We start from the raw sequence: 13,677 nt of genomic DNA, 5'->3' as shown, positions 1-13,677 counted from the left end.
GGGCGAGCGAAGCGAGTAATGCTCATTTACAGCACGTAAACTCCGCCTCCTCGCCTGTTTTTGCCTTGTCTTGCCTGCCTCGCCTACGTTTTTCAACGGCCTGCTAATTGTTCAGGCTGGCTTTGGCCGGTTTTGGTGCGAGCAGATGTTCCGGCAGATCCAGCAGGTCGTCGTCGAAGGTCTCCAGCGGCGGCGGGCGGCGTTCGAAGCGCGCGCCCAGCACCAGCAGGCAGGGGGTCAGCAACAGGGTCAGCACGGTGGCGAAACTCAGACCGCCGGCGATGGCGCTGGACAGCTGGGTCCACCACTGGGTCGAAGGTGCGCCCAGGCCCAGGCTCGGGGTCAGCAGGTCGACGTTGACGCTGAGCACCATGGGCATCAGGCCGAGCACCGTGGTCACCGCCGTGAGCAGCACCGGGCGCAGGCGCAGGCTGCCGGTTTCCAGCGCCGCTTTGCGCGGCTCCAGGCCCTGGCGGCGCAGCTGGTTGTAGGTGTCGATGAGGATGATGTTGTTGTTGACCACGATGCCGGCCAGGGCGATCAGGCCCATGCCGACCATGACGATACCGAAGGACTGGCCGTTGACCAGCAGGCCCATCAGCACCCCGGCGGTGGACAGGACGATGGCTGAAAGTACCAGGATGGCCTGGTACAGGCTGTTGAACTGGGTCACCAGGATCAGCGCCATGAGGAAGATCGCCACGCCGAAGGCGGTGGCCAGGAAGACCGCGGCCTCGCGCTGGTCGGCATCCTCGCCGGCGAAGGTCAGTTGCACGTCCGTCGGCAGCTCGCCCATGGCGTCGCGCAGCGCCTGCAGGCGTTCATCCAGGCGCGCGCCCTCGGCCAGATCGGCCTGCAGGGTGATGGTGCGGCTGCCGTCGACCCGGCGCAGGGTGCCGACCTTGGGCGCCGGCTCGAGGTCGACGAAGTTGCCCAGCGGCACCTGGCCACTGGGGGTATTGAGGGTCAGGCGGCCGAGTTGGTCGAGCGAACGCCAGTTGCCGGGCAGGCGCACGCGGATATCGACCTCGTCGGTGGCGTCTTCCGGCCGGTAGGTCGCCAGCTTGAGGCCATTGGTGACCATCTGCACGGCGTTGCCGACGCTCAGCACGTCGGCGCCGAAGCGCGCGGCGGCCTCGCGGTCGACCTTGATCCGCCACTCGATGCCGGGCAGGGCGCGGTCGTCTTCGATGTCCTGGAAGCCGCCGATACCGAGCATGCTGGCGCGCAGCCGCTCGACCAATCGATCGGCCTTGAGCGGGTCGAGGGCACTGATCTGCAGCTTGACCGGCTTGCCGCCGCTGGGGCCTTGTTCCTGTCCACGGAACTCGAGGACCACCCCGGGAATGTCGGCACTGCGTTCGCGCATGTCGTCAAGAATCTGTCGGGCCGGGCGCCGTTCATGCCAGTCGACGAACTGGAACTGCAGGGTGCCGATCACGTCGACCCCGAGCTGGCCGTCAGGCTGGGCCAGGGAACGGGCGTACAGCGCCTTGACCTCGGACATGCCGAGCAGGCGGCGTTCGACCTGTTGCAGCAGGGCGTCCTTTTCCTGCACCGACAGGTCGCCGCGGGCGCGCAGCCAGATCTGCGCATTCTCCGGCTCGACCTCGGGGAAGAACTCCACCCCATGGTTGAAACGGCCGTATCCGGCATAGATCAGGGCAACCAGCGCGAGTATGCCGAGCAGGGTCAGGCCCGGCCGGTGCAGCAGTTTGTCGAGCAGTTTGCGGTAGGCCTGGGCGCCTCGGCCGGGCGTGCTCGGCAGCGGCTGCGGGCGACCGCCGGTCACCGCGCCCAGTACCGGCAGGAACACCAGGGCCATGGCCAGGGAGGCGAGCAGGCAGACGATCACCGTGGCCGGCAGGTATTTCATGAACTGGCCGACCACCCCGGGCCAGAACAGCAGTGGCAGGAACACCACCAGGGTGGTGGCGGTGGAGGCGATCACCGGCCAGGCCATTCGCGTCGCCGCATTGGCCCAGGCCTGGCGCGGGTTCTGGCCCTGGTGCAGGTTGCGGTCGGCCAGCTCGGAGACCACGATGGCGCCATCCACCAGCATCCCGGCGACCAGGATCAGGCTGAACAGCACGACGATGTTGAGGGTGAAACCGAGCATCCAGATCAGCAGGATGCCGGTCAGGAAGGCGCCGGGAATGGTCAGGCCGACCAGCAGCGCCGAGCGCATACCCATACTCGCCACCACCAGGATCAGCACCAGGACGATGGCGGTCATCACGTTGTTGAGCAGGTCGCCGAGCAGGCTCTCGACTTCCTGCGACTGGTCCATGATGTAGCTGACCTGCAGGCCTTCGGGCAGCAGCGGCTGGGCCTGGACCATCAGCGCCTTGACCTGCTCGATGGTGGCGATGATGTTGGCACCGCTGCGCTTGGCCACTTCCAGGACGATGGCGGGCTGACCGTTGATCCGGGCGAAACCGGTCGGGTCCTTGAAGGTGCGCTGGATGGTCGCCACGTCGCCGAAGGTCACCACGCTGCCGCCGACCACCTTGATCGGCATGGCCAGCACGTCTTCCAGGTTCTCGATCACCCCGGGCACCTTCAGGCTCATGCGCCCGGCGCCGGTGTCCAGGCTGCCGGCGGCGACCAGGCGGTTGTTGCGGGTAACCAGATTGAACAGCTCGCTGTAGTCGATGCCGTAACTGTCGAGCACCTGCGGGTCGACGACGATTTCCAGCAGGTCTTCGCGGTCGCCGCCGATCTCCACCGAGAGCACCTCGGCGATGCCTTCGATGTTCTCCTTCAGCTGGCGGGCGACATACACCAGCTGCGCTTCGGCGATGGGCCCGGACAGGCCGATCGACAGCACCGGAAACAGTGCCACGTTGACTTCGGTGACCGTCGGTTCATCGGCTTCTTCAGGCAGTTTGCTGCGTGCGCTGTCGACCTTCTCGCGTACGTCGATCAGGGCCGCCTTGGCGTCGAAGCCGGCATCGAATTCCAGGGTCACCGAGGCCTGACCTTCGTTGGCCATCGAACGCATTTCCTTGACCGCTTCGAGGCTGCGCAGCTCCTGTTCCAGCGGGCGCACCAGCAGGCGTTCGGCGTCTTCCGGGCTGATGCCTTCCAGTGCCACCGAGACATAGATGATCGGGATACTGACGTCCGGGTTGGCTTCCTTGGGGATGGCCACATAGGCGGCCAGACCGCCGATCAGCAGAAAGGCCAGCAGCAACAGGCTGGTGCGGCTGCGGTCCAGCGCCGCGGCGATCAGGGCGTGCATCTCAGCTGCCCTCGTTGGCGAGTTGACTGAGCACCTGCTGGCCGGGCTCGACGAAGCCCTGGCCGAGGGTGATCAGCGCGACCCGTGACGGCAGGCCGCTGACCCAGGCGCCCTGATTGTCGACGCTGATCAGTGTTACCGGGGTGAACTCGACCCGTTGTTGCGCGTTGACCCACTTCACCCCATGCCGGCCGGCCTGATCCAGACTGAGCAGGGCCGGGGAGAGGCGGTGGGCCATGGCCTCGCCGGTCTGGATGTGCAGGGTGGCGCTGGCCCCGGCCAGGCGCAGCCGCTCGGGGTTGTCGACCCGCACCTCGATGCGGAAGCTGCGCGAGTCGGGGTCGGCGGCGGCGGCGATGAAGTGCAGCTCGCCGGCAAGCTCGCGGCCGTCGAGCAGCTGCACGCGAACCGGCTGGCCAAGGGTCAGCTGGATGACTTCCTGCTGGGCGATCTGCGCACTGACCTTGAGCTGGCGGATGTCGACCAGGGTCAGCAGGCTCTGCCCGGGCTGGACGAAGTCGCCCAGCTCGACCTGGCGCGCGTCGTAGACCCCGGCGAAAGGTGCCTCGATGCGGGTGTTGCGCAGGTGCAGGCGGGCGGTTGCCAGCTCGGCGCGGGCCTTGGCCAGCTCGCTGTCCAGGCGCAGCAGTTCGTTGGCGGAAAACAGGTTGCGTTCACGCAGGCGTTTGGCCGAACTGACGTCGGTCTCGCGCTGGCGCACCTCGGCTTCGCTGCGCGCCACCTGGGCGGTGCGGTCGTCCGGCGACAGGCTGAGGAGCAATTCGCCCTGTTCGACCGGCTGGCCCTTGTCCCGGTCCAGGCGCATCACGCTGGCGCTGATCTGCGCGCGCAACTCGACCCGGCGCCAGGCTTCGACCTGGCCCTGGACCACGTGCTGGCGCTGCATCGGCTGGGCTTCCAGCCACTGGATCTCGACTTTCGCCAGCCCCTGCTCCACGACGGGCTGATCGGCGCTGGCGGTTTTCTGCGCCTTGAACAGCGAGCCGCTGAGCAGCCACAGCAGCAGCAAGACGCTGATGGCGACGGCGATCAACCACGGACGTTTGGACACTTGACTGAACATGAGCGGTTACTCGCGGCTGGCGGATGGGACGCAAAGGTTGGCGGCCTGGCCACGCAGGCCGGCGATGATGAAATCGGTGACGCGGTCGAAGTAGTCGCTCAGGGCGATGGGTTCGGCCCAGTGCTCGAAGCCGCCGGAGGCGATGCGCGCCATCACCCCGTTGACACAGGCCTCCACGCCCCACAGCAGGTACTGGCAGTCGGCGGGGCAGAGGGCCGGCTCGCCGAGGGTGCTCTGCAGCAGCTGGCCGAAGAAGGCAACGTAGTCACGCTCCAGTTGCTGGAACTCCTCGCGGTAGGGCGCCTCCAGGCGCTCCTGAAAGGCCGGGCGGTCGCAGTGCAGGCACAGCTGGGTCAGGATCGGGTCGGCGAGCATCTGCTCGAAGGCGCGGCGGATCACCTGGCGCATCGCCAGTTGCGGCGGCTGCGCGGCATGCAGGGCGCGCAGTTCGTCGAGATTGGCCCGGCTCATGTCCAGCGTCAGGCGGGCAAACAGCGCCTCCTTGCTGGGAAAGTGCTTGTACACCGTGCCCTTGCCGATGCCGGCCTGGGTCGCCACCTCGGCGATGGTCACCCGGTCCCAGGGCTGCTGGCGAAACAGCAGGCGCGCGGCGTCGAGGAGGGCGCTTTCGCGCTGCAGGAAGAGTCGGTCTTGAAGGCGCATGGGCAGGAACATATCTGGCTGTGACTGACGGTCATGCTATGACTGCCGGTCACGGCGAGCAAGCGGACAGTTGTAACAGCGCTTGGCGACGGCTGGGTTTATCTGCGGGGTCTGCAGGTGCTCGTAGGCGTTCGCTCGCCGTCTGCGCTGTCGCGCTGTCGCGCAGCAAACTGGGGGTATTCAAGGATCAAAGCCAAGATGGGTTTGGCGCCCGAAAATTGACCTGCTGCCAGCAGAACAAACGCGCCATAACCCATCATCGGTATTCGCCATGCCTGCAGGTGCAGACATAAACCGCTTGATGGGTATCGCTGCGCTCATCCTACGTGGCCCGACGGATCGCCGCCCGCACCATCCTGCTGCCGAGTTGGGTCGGCATTTTCAGTACGGCTTATTAAATATTTACATGTAAAAACAATGGATTGTTTTCAGTTTGATAAGAGCCAGGAAGACGCCCAGTCCTTGCTCGCGATGTAGTTGTCTGCGTCCCCGATTACGCGCTTTTTAGCGTCATCGTCGGCGTGCTAGGGTGGCGTTTTGTCATCCGCGGAGGCCCAGCAATGCCCGTATCCCTGCTGTATCGGCTCGGTTTGATCCTCGCCATGGCGGGCGCCGCCGGCCTGGTTCAGGCCGCAAGCTGGCCGACTGCCGATTGGGCGCAGGAGCCGGTGCCTGCGAGTCCGGCCATCGCCGAGCTGGAGGCCTATGCCTTTCCCGCCCGCGACGACGAAAACCGCACGGGCGTGCGCACCGATGCCTTGCTGGTCATCCGCGATGGCCGGGTGGTTTACGAGCGCTATGCCGGGCCGACTCGAGCCGACACCCCGCACCTGACCTGGTCGATGAGCAAGAGCCTGCTCGCCACCACGCTGGGCGTCGCCTACGGCCAGGGCCGCTTCCAGCTCGATGCGCCAGTGGCGCAGTATTACCCGCCGTTCGCCAGGCACCCGCGGATCAAGGTCGGCCACCTGCTCAACTGGGCCTCGGGCCTGGACTGGCACGAAGACTACGAATTCGCGCCGCTGAAGTCCTCGGTGGTGGCCATGCTCTATACCCGCGGCCGCGCAGACATGGCGGCCTTTACCGCGGCGCACGCTGCCGCTGCCGAGCCTGGCGCCCGGTTCCGCTATTCCAGTGGCGACAGCAACGTGCTGGCCGCCGCGTTGAAGGGCATGGTCGGCGCCGAGGCCTACGCGGATTATCCCTGGAACGCGCTGTTCGAGCCGCTCGGCATCACCTCGGCGGTCTGGGAAACCGATGCTGCCGGTACCTTCGTCGCTTCGTCCTACGCCTACATGAGCGCCCGTGACCTGGCCCGCATCGGCCTGTTGATGCAGCGCGATGGCCGCTGGGGCGAGCAGCAAGTGCTGCCGCAGGCCTGGGTCATGTTCAACCGCACGCCCTTGGCCAGTTATCAGGCCCAGAGCGCCAAGGCGGGAGACGCCGTGCCGGGCGGGCACTGGTGGCTGAACGCCGAGCTGCCCGGCGCAGCCAGACCCTGGGCGGATGCGCCGGCCGATGCCTTCGCCGCCCTCGGTCACTGGGGCCAGGGTCTCTATGTGTTGCCGACGGAGAAACTGGTGATCGTGCGCTACGCCGATGATCGCGACGCCAGTTTCCAGCACAACCAGCTGCTCAAGCGGGTCAGCGCCGCCTTCGCCCGCGAGGTGCAGCCATGATCCGTCGTCGTCCGTTGCGCACGCTGCTGCTGGCGATCGTCCTGCTGCTGGTGGGGCTCGGCTGGCACAATCGCGCGCACCTGCAGGCCTTCCCCGACATCATCGGTGCCTACACGGCCAAGGAATATTGTTCCTGTCGCTACGTGATGAACAACCCCGCGCCCTACTGCGAAGGCTATGTGAGCCAGTACGTGCCGATCAGCCAGTTGCTCGATGACCCGAGCCGCAAACGGGTCACCGCCAGCGGCCTGGGCCGCAGTCACAGCGCCATCTGGCTCGGCCCGCGGCAGGGCTGCCAGTTGCTGCCCGCCGGGTTAATTCCACCACAGCCGTAAGCGAGCGGGCTTTGCAAGGCCGCCACGGGCGGCTATCGTGGCGGGCTCGACGCTTAACCTACGGGGACTTATGCGAATCCGCCAGACCTGCTCCTTGTTGCCGGCTTCGTACTGATGCCTGGGATGGTTTTCCCATGGCGCAACGGCAACCAGTTTGCCTTGCTCAACGATGGCCCGACATTCTTCCCGCGGATGATTGAGGCTATCGACGATGCTCGCGAGCTGGTCGCCTTGGAGCTGTATCTGGTGGCCAGTGGCGCCTGCATGGAAGTCCTGTTGCAAGCCCTGTGTGCGGCGGCGCAGCGCGGCGTCGCGGTGCGTTGCCTGTTTGATGATTACGGTTCCCAGGCGCTGCTCCAGGTCGACCGTCGGCGCCTGAGCGCCGCTGGCGTGCAACTGCGGCGCTATAACCCGCTGCGCTGGCGCCGCGGCATGCGCAATTTCTATCGCGACCACCGCAAGCTGTTGCTGGTCGATGGCCGGCTGGCCTTTATCGGCGGCACCGGCGCGACCGACCAGTTCTGGATACCGGGCGAGGCGGACAGCACCTGGCGCGAGGTCATGGTGGAAATCGCCGGGCCGCTGGTGACGGACTGGCAGGCGTTGTTCGACCGCCAGTGGCATGCCCTGCATGCGCGCTTTGCCTGGCGGCCAAGGCCGGCGCCCGGGCTGAAACGCCTGCCGCTGTCGCCGCCAGTGGGGCAGGGTCTGGGCCGGGTGGCCTACGCCGATGCCCGCCAGCACCGCGACATCCTGCAGTCGCTGGTACGCGCGTTGCGCGGCGCCAAGCAACGCATCTGGCTGGCCACGCCGTACTTTCTGCCGACCTGGAAAGTCCGCCGTGCCTTGCGCAAGGCGGCTGAGCGCGGGGTCGAGGTGCGCCTGCTGCTCAGCGGCCGCCACACCGACAACCCGCCGGTGCGCTTTGCCGGCCAGCGCTATTACCCGAAGCTGCTCCGCGCCGGGGTGCAGATATTCGAATACCAGCCACGTTTTCTGCACCTGAAAATGGTCCTGGTGGACGACTGGGTCAGCGTCGGCTCGTGCAACTTCGACCACTGGAACCTGCGCTTCAATCTCGACGCCAATGTGGAAGCGCTCGATCCGGAGTTGACCGCCGCCGTGGTCGCCAGCTTCCAGGCGGATTTCGCCGACAGCCTGGAGATCAGCCAGGAATACTGGCTCGCCCGGCCCTGGTGGCGGCGCGTGCAGGAGCGCCTGTGGGGGTGGCTGGATCGGCTGGTGGTGAACCTGCTCGACCGCCGTCGCTAAGCAGCATCTTGCCAGGGGACTGTCGTCCGACGTGCGGGCATGTTTCCTGGCGATGTAGTTCTAGGCTATTACCTGTCCGCTGGATGGGGCGCGGATACTGGTTGCGCTCCCTCAACCCGTTACAGGAGAACGCTCATGGCTGCGAAAAAGGTTCTGATGCTGGTCGGCGACTACGTCGAAGATTACGAAGTGATGGTGCCGTTCCAGGCCCTGCAGATGGTCGGCCATACCGTGCATGCGGTCTGCCCGGGCAAGAGCGCCGGAGAAACCGTGCGCACCGCCATCCACGACTTCGAAGGCGACCAGACCTACAGTGAAAAGCCAGGGCACAACTTCGGCCTGAACTTCGACTTCAGCCAGGTCAAGGCCGACGATTACGACGCCCTGCTGATTCCCGGCGGCCGCGCCCCGGAATACCTGCGCCTGAATGCCGAGGTGCTGGCCCTGGTGCAGGTCTTCAATGCCGCCAACAAGCCGATCGCCGCGGTGTGCCATGGCGCCCAGCTGCTGGCCGCCGCCGGTGTGCTCGACGGCCGCGAATGCAGTGCCTACCCGGCCTGCGGGCCGGAAGTGCAATTGGCGGGTGGCCGCTACATGGAGATCGCCGTAGACCAGGCTCATGTCCAGGGCAACCTGGTCACTGCCCCGGCCTGGCCTGCGCATCCGGCCTGGCTGGCCGGCTTCCTCAGGCTGCTGGGTACCCAGATCAACCTGTAGACTGCAACCCCGTAGGAGCCAGCAAGGACCAGGCGTCCCCTGGCTCCCACCCACTACCCATCTTCCGCCCGAGGAGAGGCATGCCATGTGCGAGCTCTATGTCAAAGCCGACCCCATCCTCTATGAATCCCGCTCGCGCTCGCTGCGCATCCGCGGCGTGGTCACCACCCTGCGCCTGGAAAACCAGTTCTGGGACATCCTCGCCGAGATCGCTGCGGTCGACGGCATGACCACCAACCAGCTGATCAGCAAGCTCTATGACGAAGTCATGGACTACCGCGGCGAAGTGGTGAATTTCGCCTCCTTCCTGCGTGTCAGCTGCACGCGTTTTCTCAGCCAGCGACCGAGCAATGTGCGCGAGCTGTCACTGGCGCAGCGGGCGCAATAGCCAGGCAGGCAAAACAGGTACTGCGCGATCCTGGTTGCCGTGGCTTGTGCAGCCAACTGAAAGGTTATGTTGCTGTTGCGTTCGGTCTACGCCATCGAGCTGTTTGCCGGCGCGCCGCGGACGCCTGGGCTTTATCCGCGAAAGTCGCGAAACCTGAAATTTTTGCCGGCCCCGGCCCATCCAGTCTGGACCCTGCTGACCGAGCCGGCGGCTCGTCTGGCGGCATTGCAGCCGGCGACCGAGTGATGCCGGCAACAGCGTTCTTGCGCCGAGTGGATTAAACTCGCTTACCAGGCAGGACAACGGAGGCGAGTAATGAGCGGCGAATTAAAGATCGAAGATATTCAGGTGGGCGAGGGCAAGGCAGTGGTCAAGGGTGCCCTGATCACCACCCAGTACGACGGTTTTCTCGAAAACGGCACCAAGTTCGACTCCTCCTACGATCGCGGCAAACCCTTCCAGTGCGTGATCGGCACCGGACGCGTGATCAAAGGCTGGGATCAAGGCCTGATGGGCATGCGAGTCGGCGGTAAACGCAAACTCTTCGTCCCGGCCCACCTCGGCTACGGTGCAACAGAGTTCGGCCCCCATATCAAACCCAACTCCAACCTGATCTTCGAGATCGAGTTGCTGGAAGTGCTGACGCGGGATGATTGATCGAGGGCTGGTCAAACATCAGTAGCTGAACGGCATGGCGGCTCAGTCGGGGTTTGTGGTGGACACCATGTAAGCCATCACTTACATCGCATGTAAGTGATTAAGGGAAAGAGTGGCAGGCAAGTCGCTGCTTTAATCTAATTATTTAGTTCAAGCTACTGATTTATATGGTTATTTTATTTTTGTACTGACGCGCATTGAGCTTTTTCGGGCGTTTGGTGGGCTTGTGGCTGCTCAGGGGAACGCTAGTATTACACCTGTGCCGAGGGACTGGCACAGGCCGCAACGGATTGCAGCCAGGACAACCGCAGGACGTGGTTTCATCAGGACGATGAGCAGGGAATACAGGGAGTAGGGACAAAAGAGTGGGCGGGTAATACCGCCCCTTTTTTTGTCTGCAAGAAAGCAAAAGACCCGCGCAAGGCGGGTCTTTTGGTGAGCGCCGGTCGAGCCTTAGCGTTCCAGGTGTTGCAGCTTGTCTTTTACGCCATCCCATTCTTCAGCATCAGGCAGCGCTTCTTTCTTCTCGGTGATGTTCGGCCAGACTTCAGCCAGGTCGGCATTGAGCTCGATATATTCCTGTTGATCTTCCGGTACTTCGTCTTCGGAGAAGATCGCTTGGGCCGGGCACTCCGGCTCGCAGAGTGCGCAGTCGATGCACTCGTCCGGGTGGATCACCAGGAAGTTCGGGCCTTCGTAGAAGCAGTCCACCGGACAGACTTCCACGCAGTCGGTGTACTTGCACTTGATGCAGTTGTCGGTGACGACGAAGGTCATTTCTAATTCTCTCCTCAGGCTACGGCACGGGGACTGTTTTCCATAAACAGCCCCTCGACTCGGGAAACTATGACTGCGACGCCAGGCTAGTAGGCCGCAGCATCCCAAAGCGCGCGCGATTCTAACAGCTTGCGCGCGCGGGCGTTAGACTCGCGCTTTCCATGTATATAACAGCTCCAGCGCTTTGCGCGGAGTCAGATCATCCGGGTTGATCTTGTGCAATTCCTCCAGCACCGGGTGTGGCAGGCTGGCAAACAGGTCGCTTTGCAGCGGCGTCAGCGGCTGTCCGGGCTCGCTGCGGGGCAAATCATGGGGCAGGCTGGTGGTCTCCAGGCGCGCCAGATGTTCGCGGGCGCGCAGAATCACTTCGCCGGGCACACCCGCCAGTTGCGCTACAGCTAAACCATAGCTCTGGCTGGCCGGGCCGGGCAGTACATGGTGCAAAAAGACGATGCGCTCATTGTGCTCGGTGGCGTTGAGATGCACGTTGGCGACCAGCGGTTCGCTCTCCGGCAGCACCGTGAGTTCGAAGTAGTGGGTGGCGAACAGCGTGTAGGCGCGCAGTTTGGCCAGCTGTTCGGCGGCGGCCCAGGCCAGCGACAGACCGTCGAAGGTGCTGGTGCCGCGGCCGACTTCGTCCATCAATACCAGGCTGCGTTCGCTGGCGTTGTGCAGGATGTTGGCGGTTTCGCTCATCTCCACCATAAAGGTCGAGCGGCCGCCGGCCAGGTCGTCGCTCGAGCCGATACGGGTGAAGATGCGGTCGACCAGCGACAGCTCGCAGTTTTTCGCCGGGACGAAGCTGCCGATATGGGCCAGCAGTACGATCAGCGCGGTCTGCCGCATATAGGTGGATTTACCGCCCATGTTCGGCCCGGTGATGATCAGCATGCGCGTGTCATCGTCCAGGCTCAGGTCGTTGGCCACGAATGGCGTGGTCAGCACCTGCTCGACCACCGGATGCCGGCCCTGTTCGATGCGCATGCAGGGTTCGTCGACGAAGCGCGGACGATTGAGGTCGAGATTCAGTGCGCGCTCGCCCAGGTTGCTCAGCACGTCCAGCTCGGCCAGGGCCGCGGCGCTGTCCTGCAGCGGGCCGAGGTGGCCGATCAGGTGTTCCAGCAGCTCTTCATAAAGGATCTTCTCGCGGGCCAGGGCGCGGCTCTTGGCCGACAGGGCCTTGTCCTCGAACTCCTTGAGTTCGGGGGTGATGAAGCGTTCCGCACCTTTGAGGGTCTGGCGACGGATATAGTCGGCCGGGGCCGATTCGGCCTGCTTGCTCGGCAGTTCGATAAAGTAGCCGTGCACGCGGTTGTAGCCGACCTTGAGGTTGGCCAGGCCGGTGCGGGCTTTCTCGCGCACTTCCAGGTCCATCAGGTACTGGCCGGCGTTTTCGCTGAGCGACTGCAGTTCGTCCAGCTCGGCGTCGTAGCCGGTCTTGAGCACGCCGCCGTCGCGGATCACCGCCGGCGGGTTGTCGATAATGGCGCGTGCCAGCAGCTCGGCCAGTTCCGGGTAGGTGCTGACGATGCCCGCCAGGTCGGCCAGGTGCGGCGAGTCGAGGTTGGCCATGGCCATTTGCAGCGTCGGCAGGGCGGCCAGGGCATCGCGCAGGCGTGCCAGGTCCCGTGGCCGGGCGTTGCGCAAGCCGATACGGGCGAGGATGCGCTCCAGGTCGCCGATTTCCTTGAGCTGCGGTTGCAGGGTCTCGAAGCGGTAGCGCTCGAGCAGGCAGGCGATCGACTCCTGGCGCGCTTCCAATATGGCGCGGTCGCGCAGCGGGCGGTTCAGCCAGCGGCTGAGCAGGCGGCTGCCCATGGCGGTCTGACAACGGTCGACCACCGACTGCAGGGTGTTCTCGCGGCCGCCAGCCAGGTTGATGTCCAGTTCCAGATTACGGCGGCTGGCACCGTCGAGGATCACGGTGTCGTCCAGGCGTTCGTGACGCAGGCTGCGCAAGTGCGGCAGGGCGGTGCGCTGGGTCTCCTTGGCATAGGCCAGCAGGCAGCCGGCGGCGCCGATGGCCAGGCTCAGGTTTTCGCAGCCAAAACCCTTGAGGTCCTGGGTGGAGAACTGCTGACAGAGGCTCTTGTGCGCACTGTCGCGCTCGAAATCCCAGGGCGCGCGGCGGCGGCAGCCACGGCGTTTTTCTGCTGGCAGGCCCTGGGGCCAGTCGTCCGGAATCAGCAGCTCGACCGGGTTGAGGCGCTCCAGCTCGGCCAGCAGGTTCTCCCAACCGTTGATTTCCAGCACGCTGAAGCGGCCGCTGGTGATGTCCAGCACGGCCAGGCCGAACAGGCGCTCGTCGCCGAGTACGGCGGCCAGCAGGTTGTCGCGACGCTCGTCGAGCAGGGCTTCGTCGCTGACCGTGCCGGGGGTGATGATGCGCACCACCTGGCGCTCCACCGGGCCCTTGCTGGTCGCCGGGTCGCCGATCTGCTCGCAGATGACCACCGACTCACCGAGCTTGACCAGTTTGCCGAGGTAGCCTTCGGCAGCGTGGTAGGGAATTCCGCACATGGGGATGGCCTGGCCGGCCGACTGGCCGCGGGCGGTGAGGGTGATATCCAGCAGTTTGGCGGCTTTTTTCGCGTCTTCGTAGAAGATCTCGTAGAAGTCGCCCATGCGGTAGAACATCAGTTGGTCCGGGTGCTGGTTCTTCAGCCGCCAGTACTGTTGCATCATCGGGGTGTGGGCGGATAAGTCCTGGATTGCCATATTCATCAGATAGTTAGCGCAAGTAGTTAAATTGTGTGGGGCAGGCTGTGGGCTTTTTTCCTGGGTTTTGCTTGACGTGCTGGATGGGTTGGCACTCGTTCGGCGACTCGTTTTCCATCCATCCGGCGTAGACATCGACCCGC

Annotated in this window: 12 protein-coding genes; 7 read left to right on the top strand and 5 right to left on the bottom strand. The window is 64.7% G+C overall.

Going from position 1 to position 13,677, the window contains the following annotated elements; all coding sequences use genetic code 11:
- Window positions 1–103: 103 nt before the first annotated feature.
- From R3355_RS01230 to R3355_RS01220, 3 genes are read right to left on the bottom strand one after another with little or no spacing between them, the layout of a single operon-like run.
- Complete coding sequence (locus R3355_RS01230; RefSeq protein ID WP_318959718.1) at window positions 104–3,244, bottom strand: efflux RND transporter permease subunit; 3,141 nt, start codon at window positions 3,242–3,244, stop codon at window positions 104–106.
- A gap of 1 nt (window position 3,245) precedes the next feature.
- Entirely contained in the window at window positions 3,246–4,328 is a 1,083-nt protein-coding gene (locus R3355_RS01225) for an efflux RND transporter periplasmic adaptor subunit (protein WP_318959717.1), read from the bottom strand.
- 6 nt (window positions 4,329–4,334) lie between these two features.
- Window positions 4,335–4,991: a helix-turn-helix domain-containing protein gene (locus R3355_RS01220; RefSeq protein ID WP_318959716.1), complete on the bottom strand. Its 657-nt coding sequence runs from the start codon at window positions 4,989–4,991 to the stop codon at window positions 4,335–4,337.
- A 560-nt stretch (window positions 4,992–5,551) separates the two neighbouring features.
- On the opposite strand from R3355_RS01220, the gene R3355_RS01215 reads away from it, so the two are divergent.
- From R3355_RS01215 to R3355_RS01185, 7 genes are all read left to right on the top strand, one after another.
- Window positions 5,552–6,670 carry a serine hydrolase gene (locus tag R3355_RS01215; RefSeq protein WP_318959715.1) on the top strand — a complete coding sequence of 373 codons (1,119 nt, stop codon included), beginning with the start codon at window positions 5,552–5,554 and terminating at the stop codon, window positions 6,668–6,670.
- Window positions 6,667–7,005 (top strand): amidase, encoded by a 339-nt coding sequence (locus R3355_RS01210; protein ID WP_318959714.1) that lies wholly within the window; start codon window positions 6,667–6,669, stop codon window positions 7,003–7,005. The genes R3355_RS01215 and R3355_RS01210 overlap by 4 nt, the downstream gene beginning before the upstream one ends.
- Before the next feature lie 114 nt (window positions 7,006–7,119).
- Window positions 7,120–8,277, top strand: coding sequence for a phosphatidylserine/phosphatidylglycerophosphate/cardiolipin synthase family protein (locus R3355_RS01205; RefSeq protein ID WP_318959713.1), 1,158 nt, complete (start codon window positions 7,120–7,122; stop codon window positions 8,275–8,277).
- 135 nt (window positions 8,278–8,412) lie between these two features.
- Window positions 8,413–8,994, top strand: coding sequence for a DJ-1/PfpI family protein (locus tag R3355_RS01200; protein WP_318959712.1), 582 nt, complete (start codon window positions 8,413–8,415; stop codon window positions 8,992–8,994).
- 85 nt (window positions 8,995–9,079) lie between these two features.
- The gene (locus R3355_RS01195) at window positions 9,080–9,382 is read left to right on the top strand and encodes a ribbon-helix-helix domain-containing protein (RefSeq protein ID WP_172147753.1); all 303 of its coding nucleotides are present in this window, start codon (window positions 9,080–9,082) and stop codon (window positions 9,380–9,382) included.
- 66 nt (window positions 9,383–9,448) lie between these two features.
- A complete protein-coding gene (locus tag R3355_RS01190; RefSeq protein WP_318959711.1) occupies window positions 9,449–9,628 on the top strand; it encodes a hypothetical protein in 180 nt (59 codons plus the stop codon).
- Window positions 9,629–9,697: 69 nt separating this feature from the next.
- The gene (locus R3355_RS01185; RefSeq protein ID WP_318946096.1) at window positions 9,698–10,039 is read left to right on the top strand and encodes an FKBP-type peptidyl-prolyl cis-trans isomerase; all 342 of its coding nucleotides are present in this window, start codon (window positions 9,698–9,700) and stop codon (window positions 10,037–10,039) included.
- Window positions 10,040–10,492: 453 nt separating this feature from the next.
- On the opposite strand, the gene fdxA is transcribed toward R3355_RS01185, so the two are convergent.
- Window positions 10,493–10,816 (bottom strand): ferredoxin FdxA, encoded by a 324-nt coding sequence (gene fdxA, locus R3355_RS01180; RefSeq protein WP_090500306.1) that lies wholly within the window; start codon window positions 10,814–10,816, stop codon window positions 10,493–10,495.
- A 144-nt stretch (window positions 10,817–10,960) separates the two neighbouring features.
- Complete coding sequence (mutS, locus tag R3355_RS01175; RefSeq protein ID WP_318959928.1) at window positions 10,961–13,528, bottom strand: DNA mismatch repair protein MutS; 2,568 nt, start codon at window positions 13,526–13,528, stop codon at window positions 10,961–10,963.
- Between the last annotated feature and the right edge of the window lie 149 nt (window positions 13,529–13,677).

The organism is Pseudomonas sp. (genome assembly GCF_033723075.1).
Classification (GTDB): Bacteria; Pseudomonadota; Gammaproteobacteria; order Pseudomonadales; family Pseudomonadaceae; genus Aquipseudomonas.
This window is presented reverse-complemented; position numbering and strand designations above follow the sequence as displayed.

Excerpts from the sequence above, each read along its gene's own strand:
- R3355_RS01215 (WP_318959715.1), top strand. The coding sequence starts at position 5,552 with ATGCCCGTATCCCTGCTGTATCGGCTCGGTTTGATCCTCGCCATGGCG.
- R3355_RS01210 (WP_318959714.1), top strand. The coding sequence starts at position 6,667 with ATGATCCGTCGTCGTCCGTTGCGCACGCTGCTGCTGGCGATCGTCCTG.
- R3355_RS01220 (WP_318959716.1), bottom strand. The coding sequence starts at position 4,991 with ATGCGCCTTCAAGACCGACTCTTCCTGCAGCGCGAAAGCGCCCTCCTC.
- R3355_RS01225 (WP_318959717.1), bottom strand. The coding sequence starts at position 4,328 with ATGTTCAGTCAAGTGTCCAAACGTCCGTGGTTGATCGCCGTCGCCATC.
- R3355_RS01185 (WP_318946096.1), top strand. The coding sequence starts at position 9,698 with ATGAGCGGCGAATTAAAGATCGAAGATATTCAGGTGGGCGAGGGCAAG.
- R3355_RS01195 (WP_172147753.1), top strand. The coding sequence starts at position 9,080 with ATGTGCGAGCTCTATGTCAAAGCCGACCCCATCCTCTATGAATCCCGC.
- R3355_RS01190 (WP_318959711.1), top strand. The coding sequence starts at position 9,449 with ATGTTGCTGTTGCGTTCGGTCTACGCCATCGAGCTGTTTGCCGGCGCG.
- R3355_RS01230 (WP_318959718.1), bottom strand. The coding sequence starts at position 3,244 with ATGCACGCCCTGATCGCCGCGGCGCTGGACCGCAGCCGCACCAGCCTG.
- R3355_RS01205 (WP_318959713.1), top strand. The coding sequence starts at position 7,120 with ATGCCTGGGATGGTTTTCCCATGGCGCAACGGCAACCAGTTTGCCTTG.
- fdxA (WP_090500306.1), bottom strand. The coding sequence starts at position 10,816 with ATGACCTTCGTCGTCACCGACAACTGCATCAAGTGCAAGTACACCGAC.
- R3355_RS01200 (WP_318959712.1), top strand. The coding sequence starts at position 8,413 with ATGGCTGCGAAAAAGGTTCTGATGCTGGTCGGCGACTACGTCGAAGAT.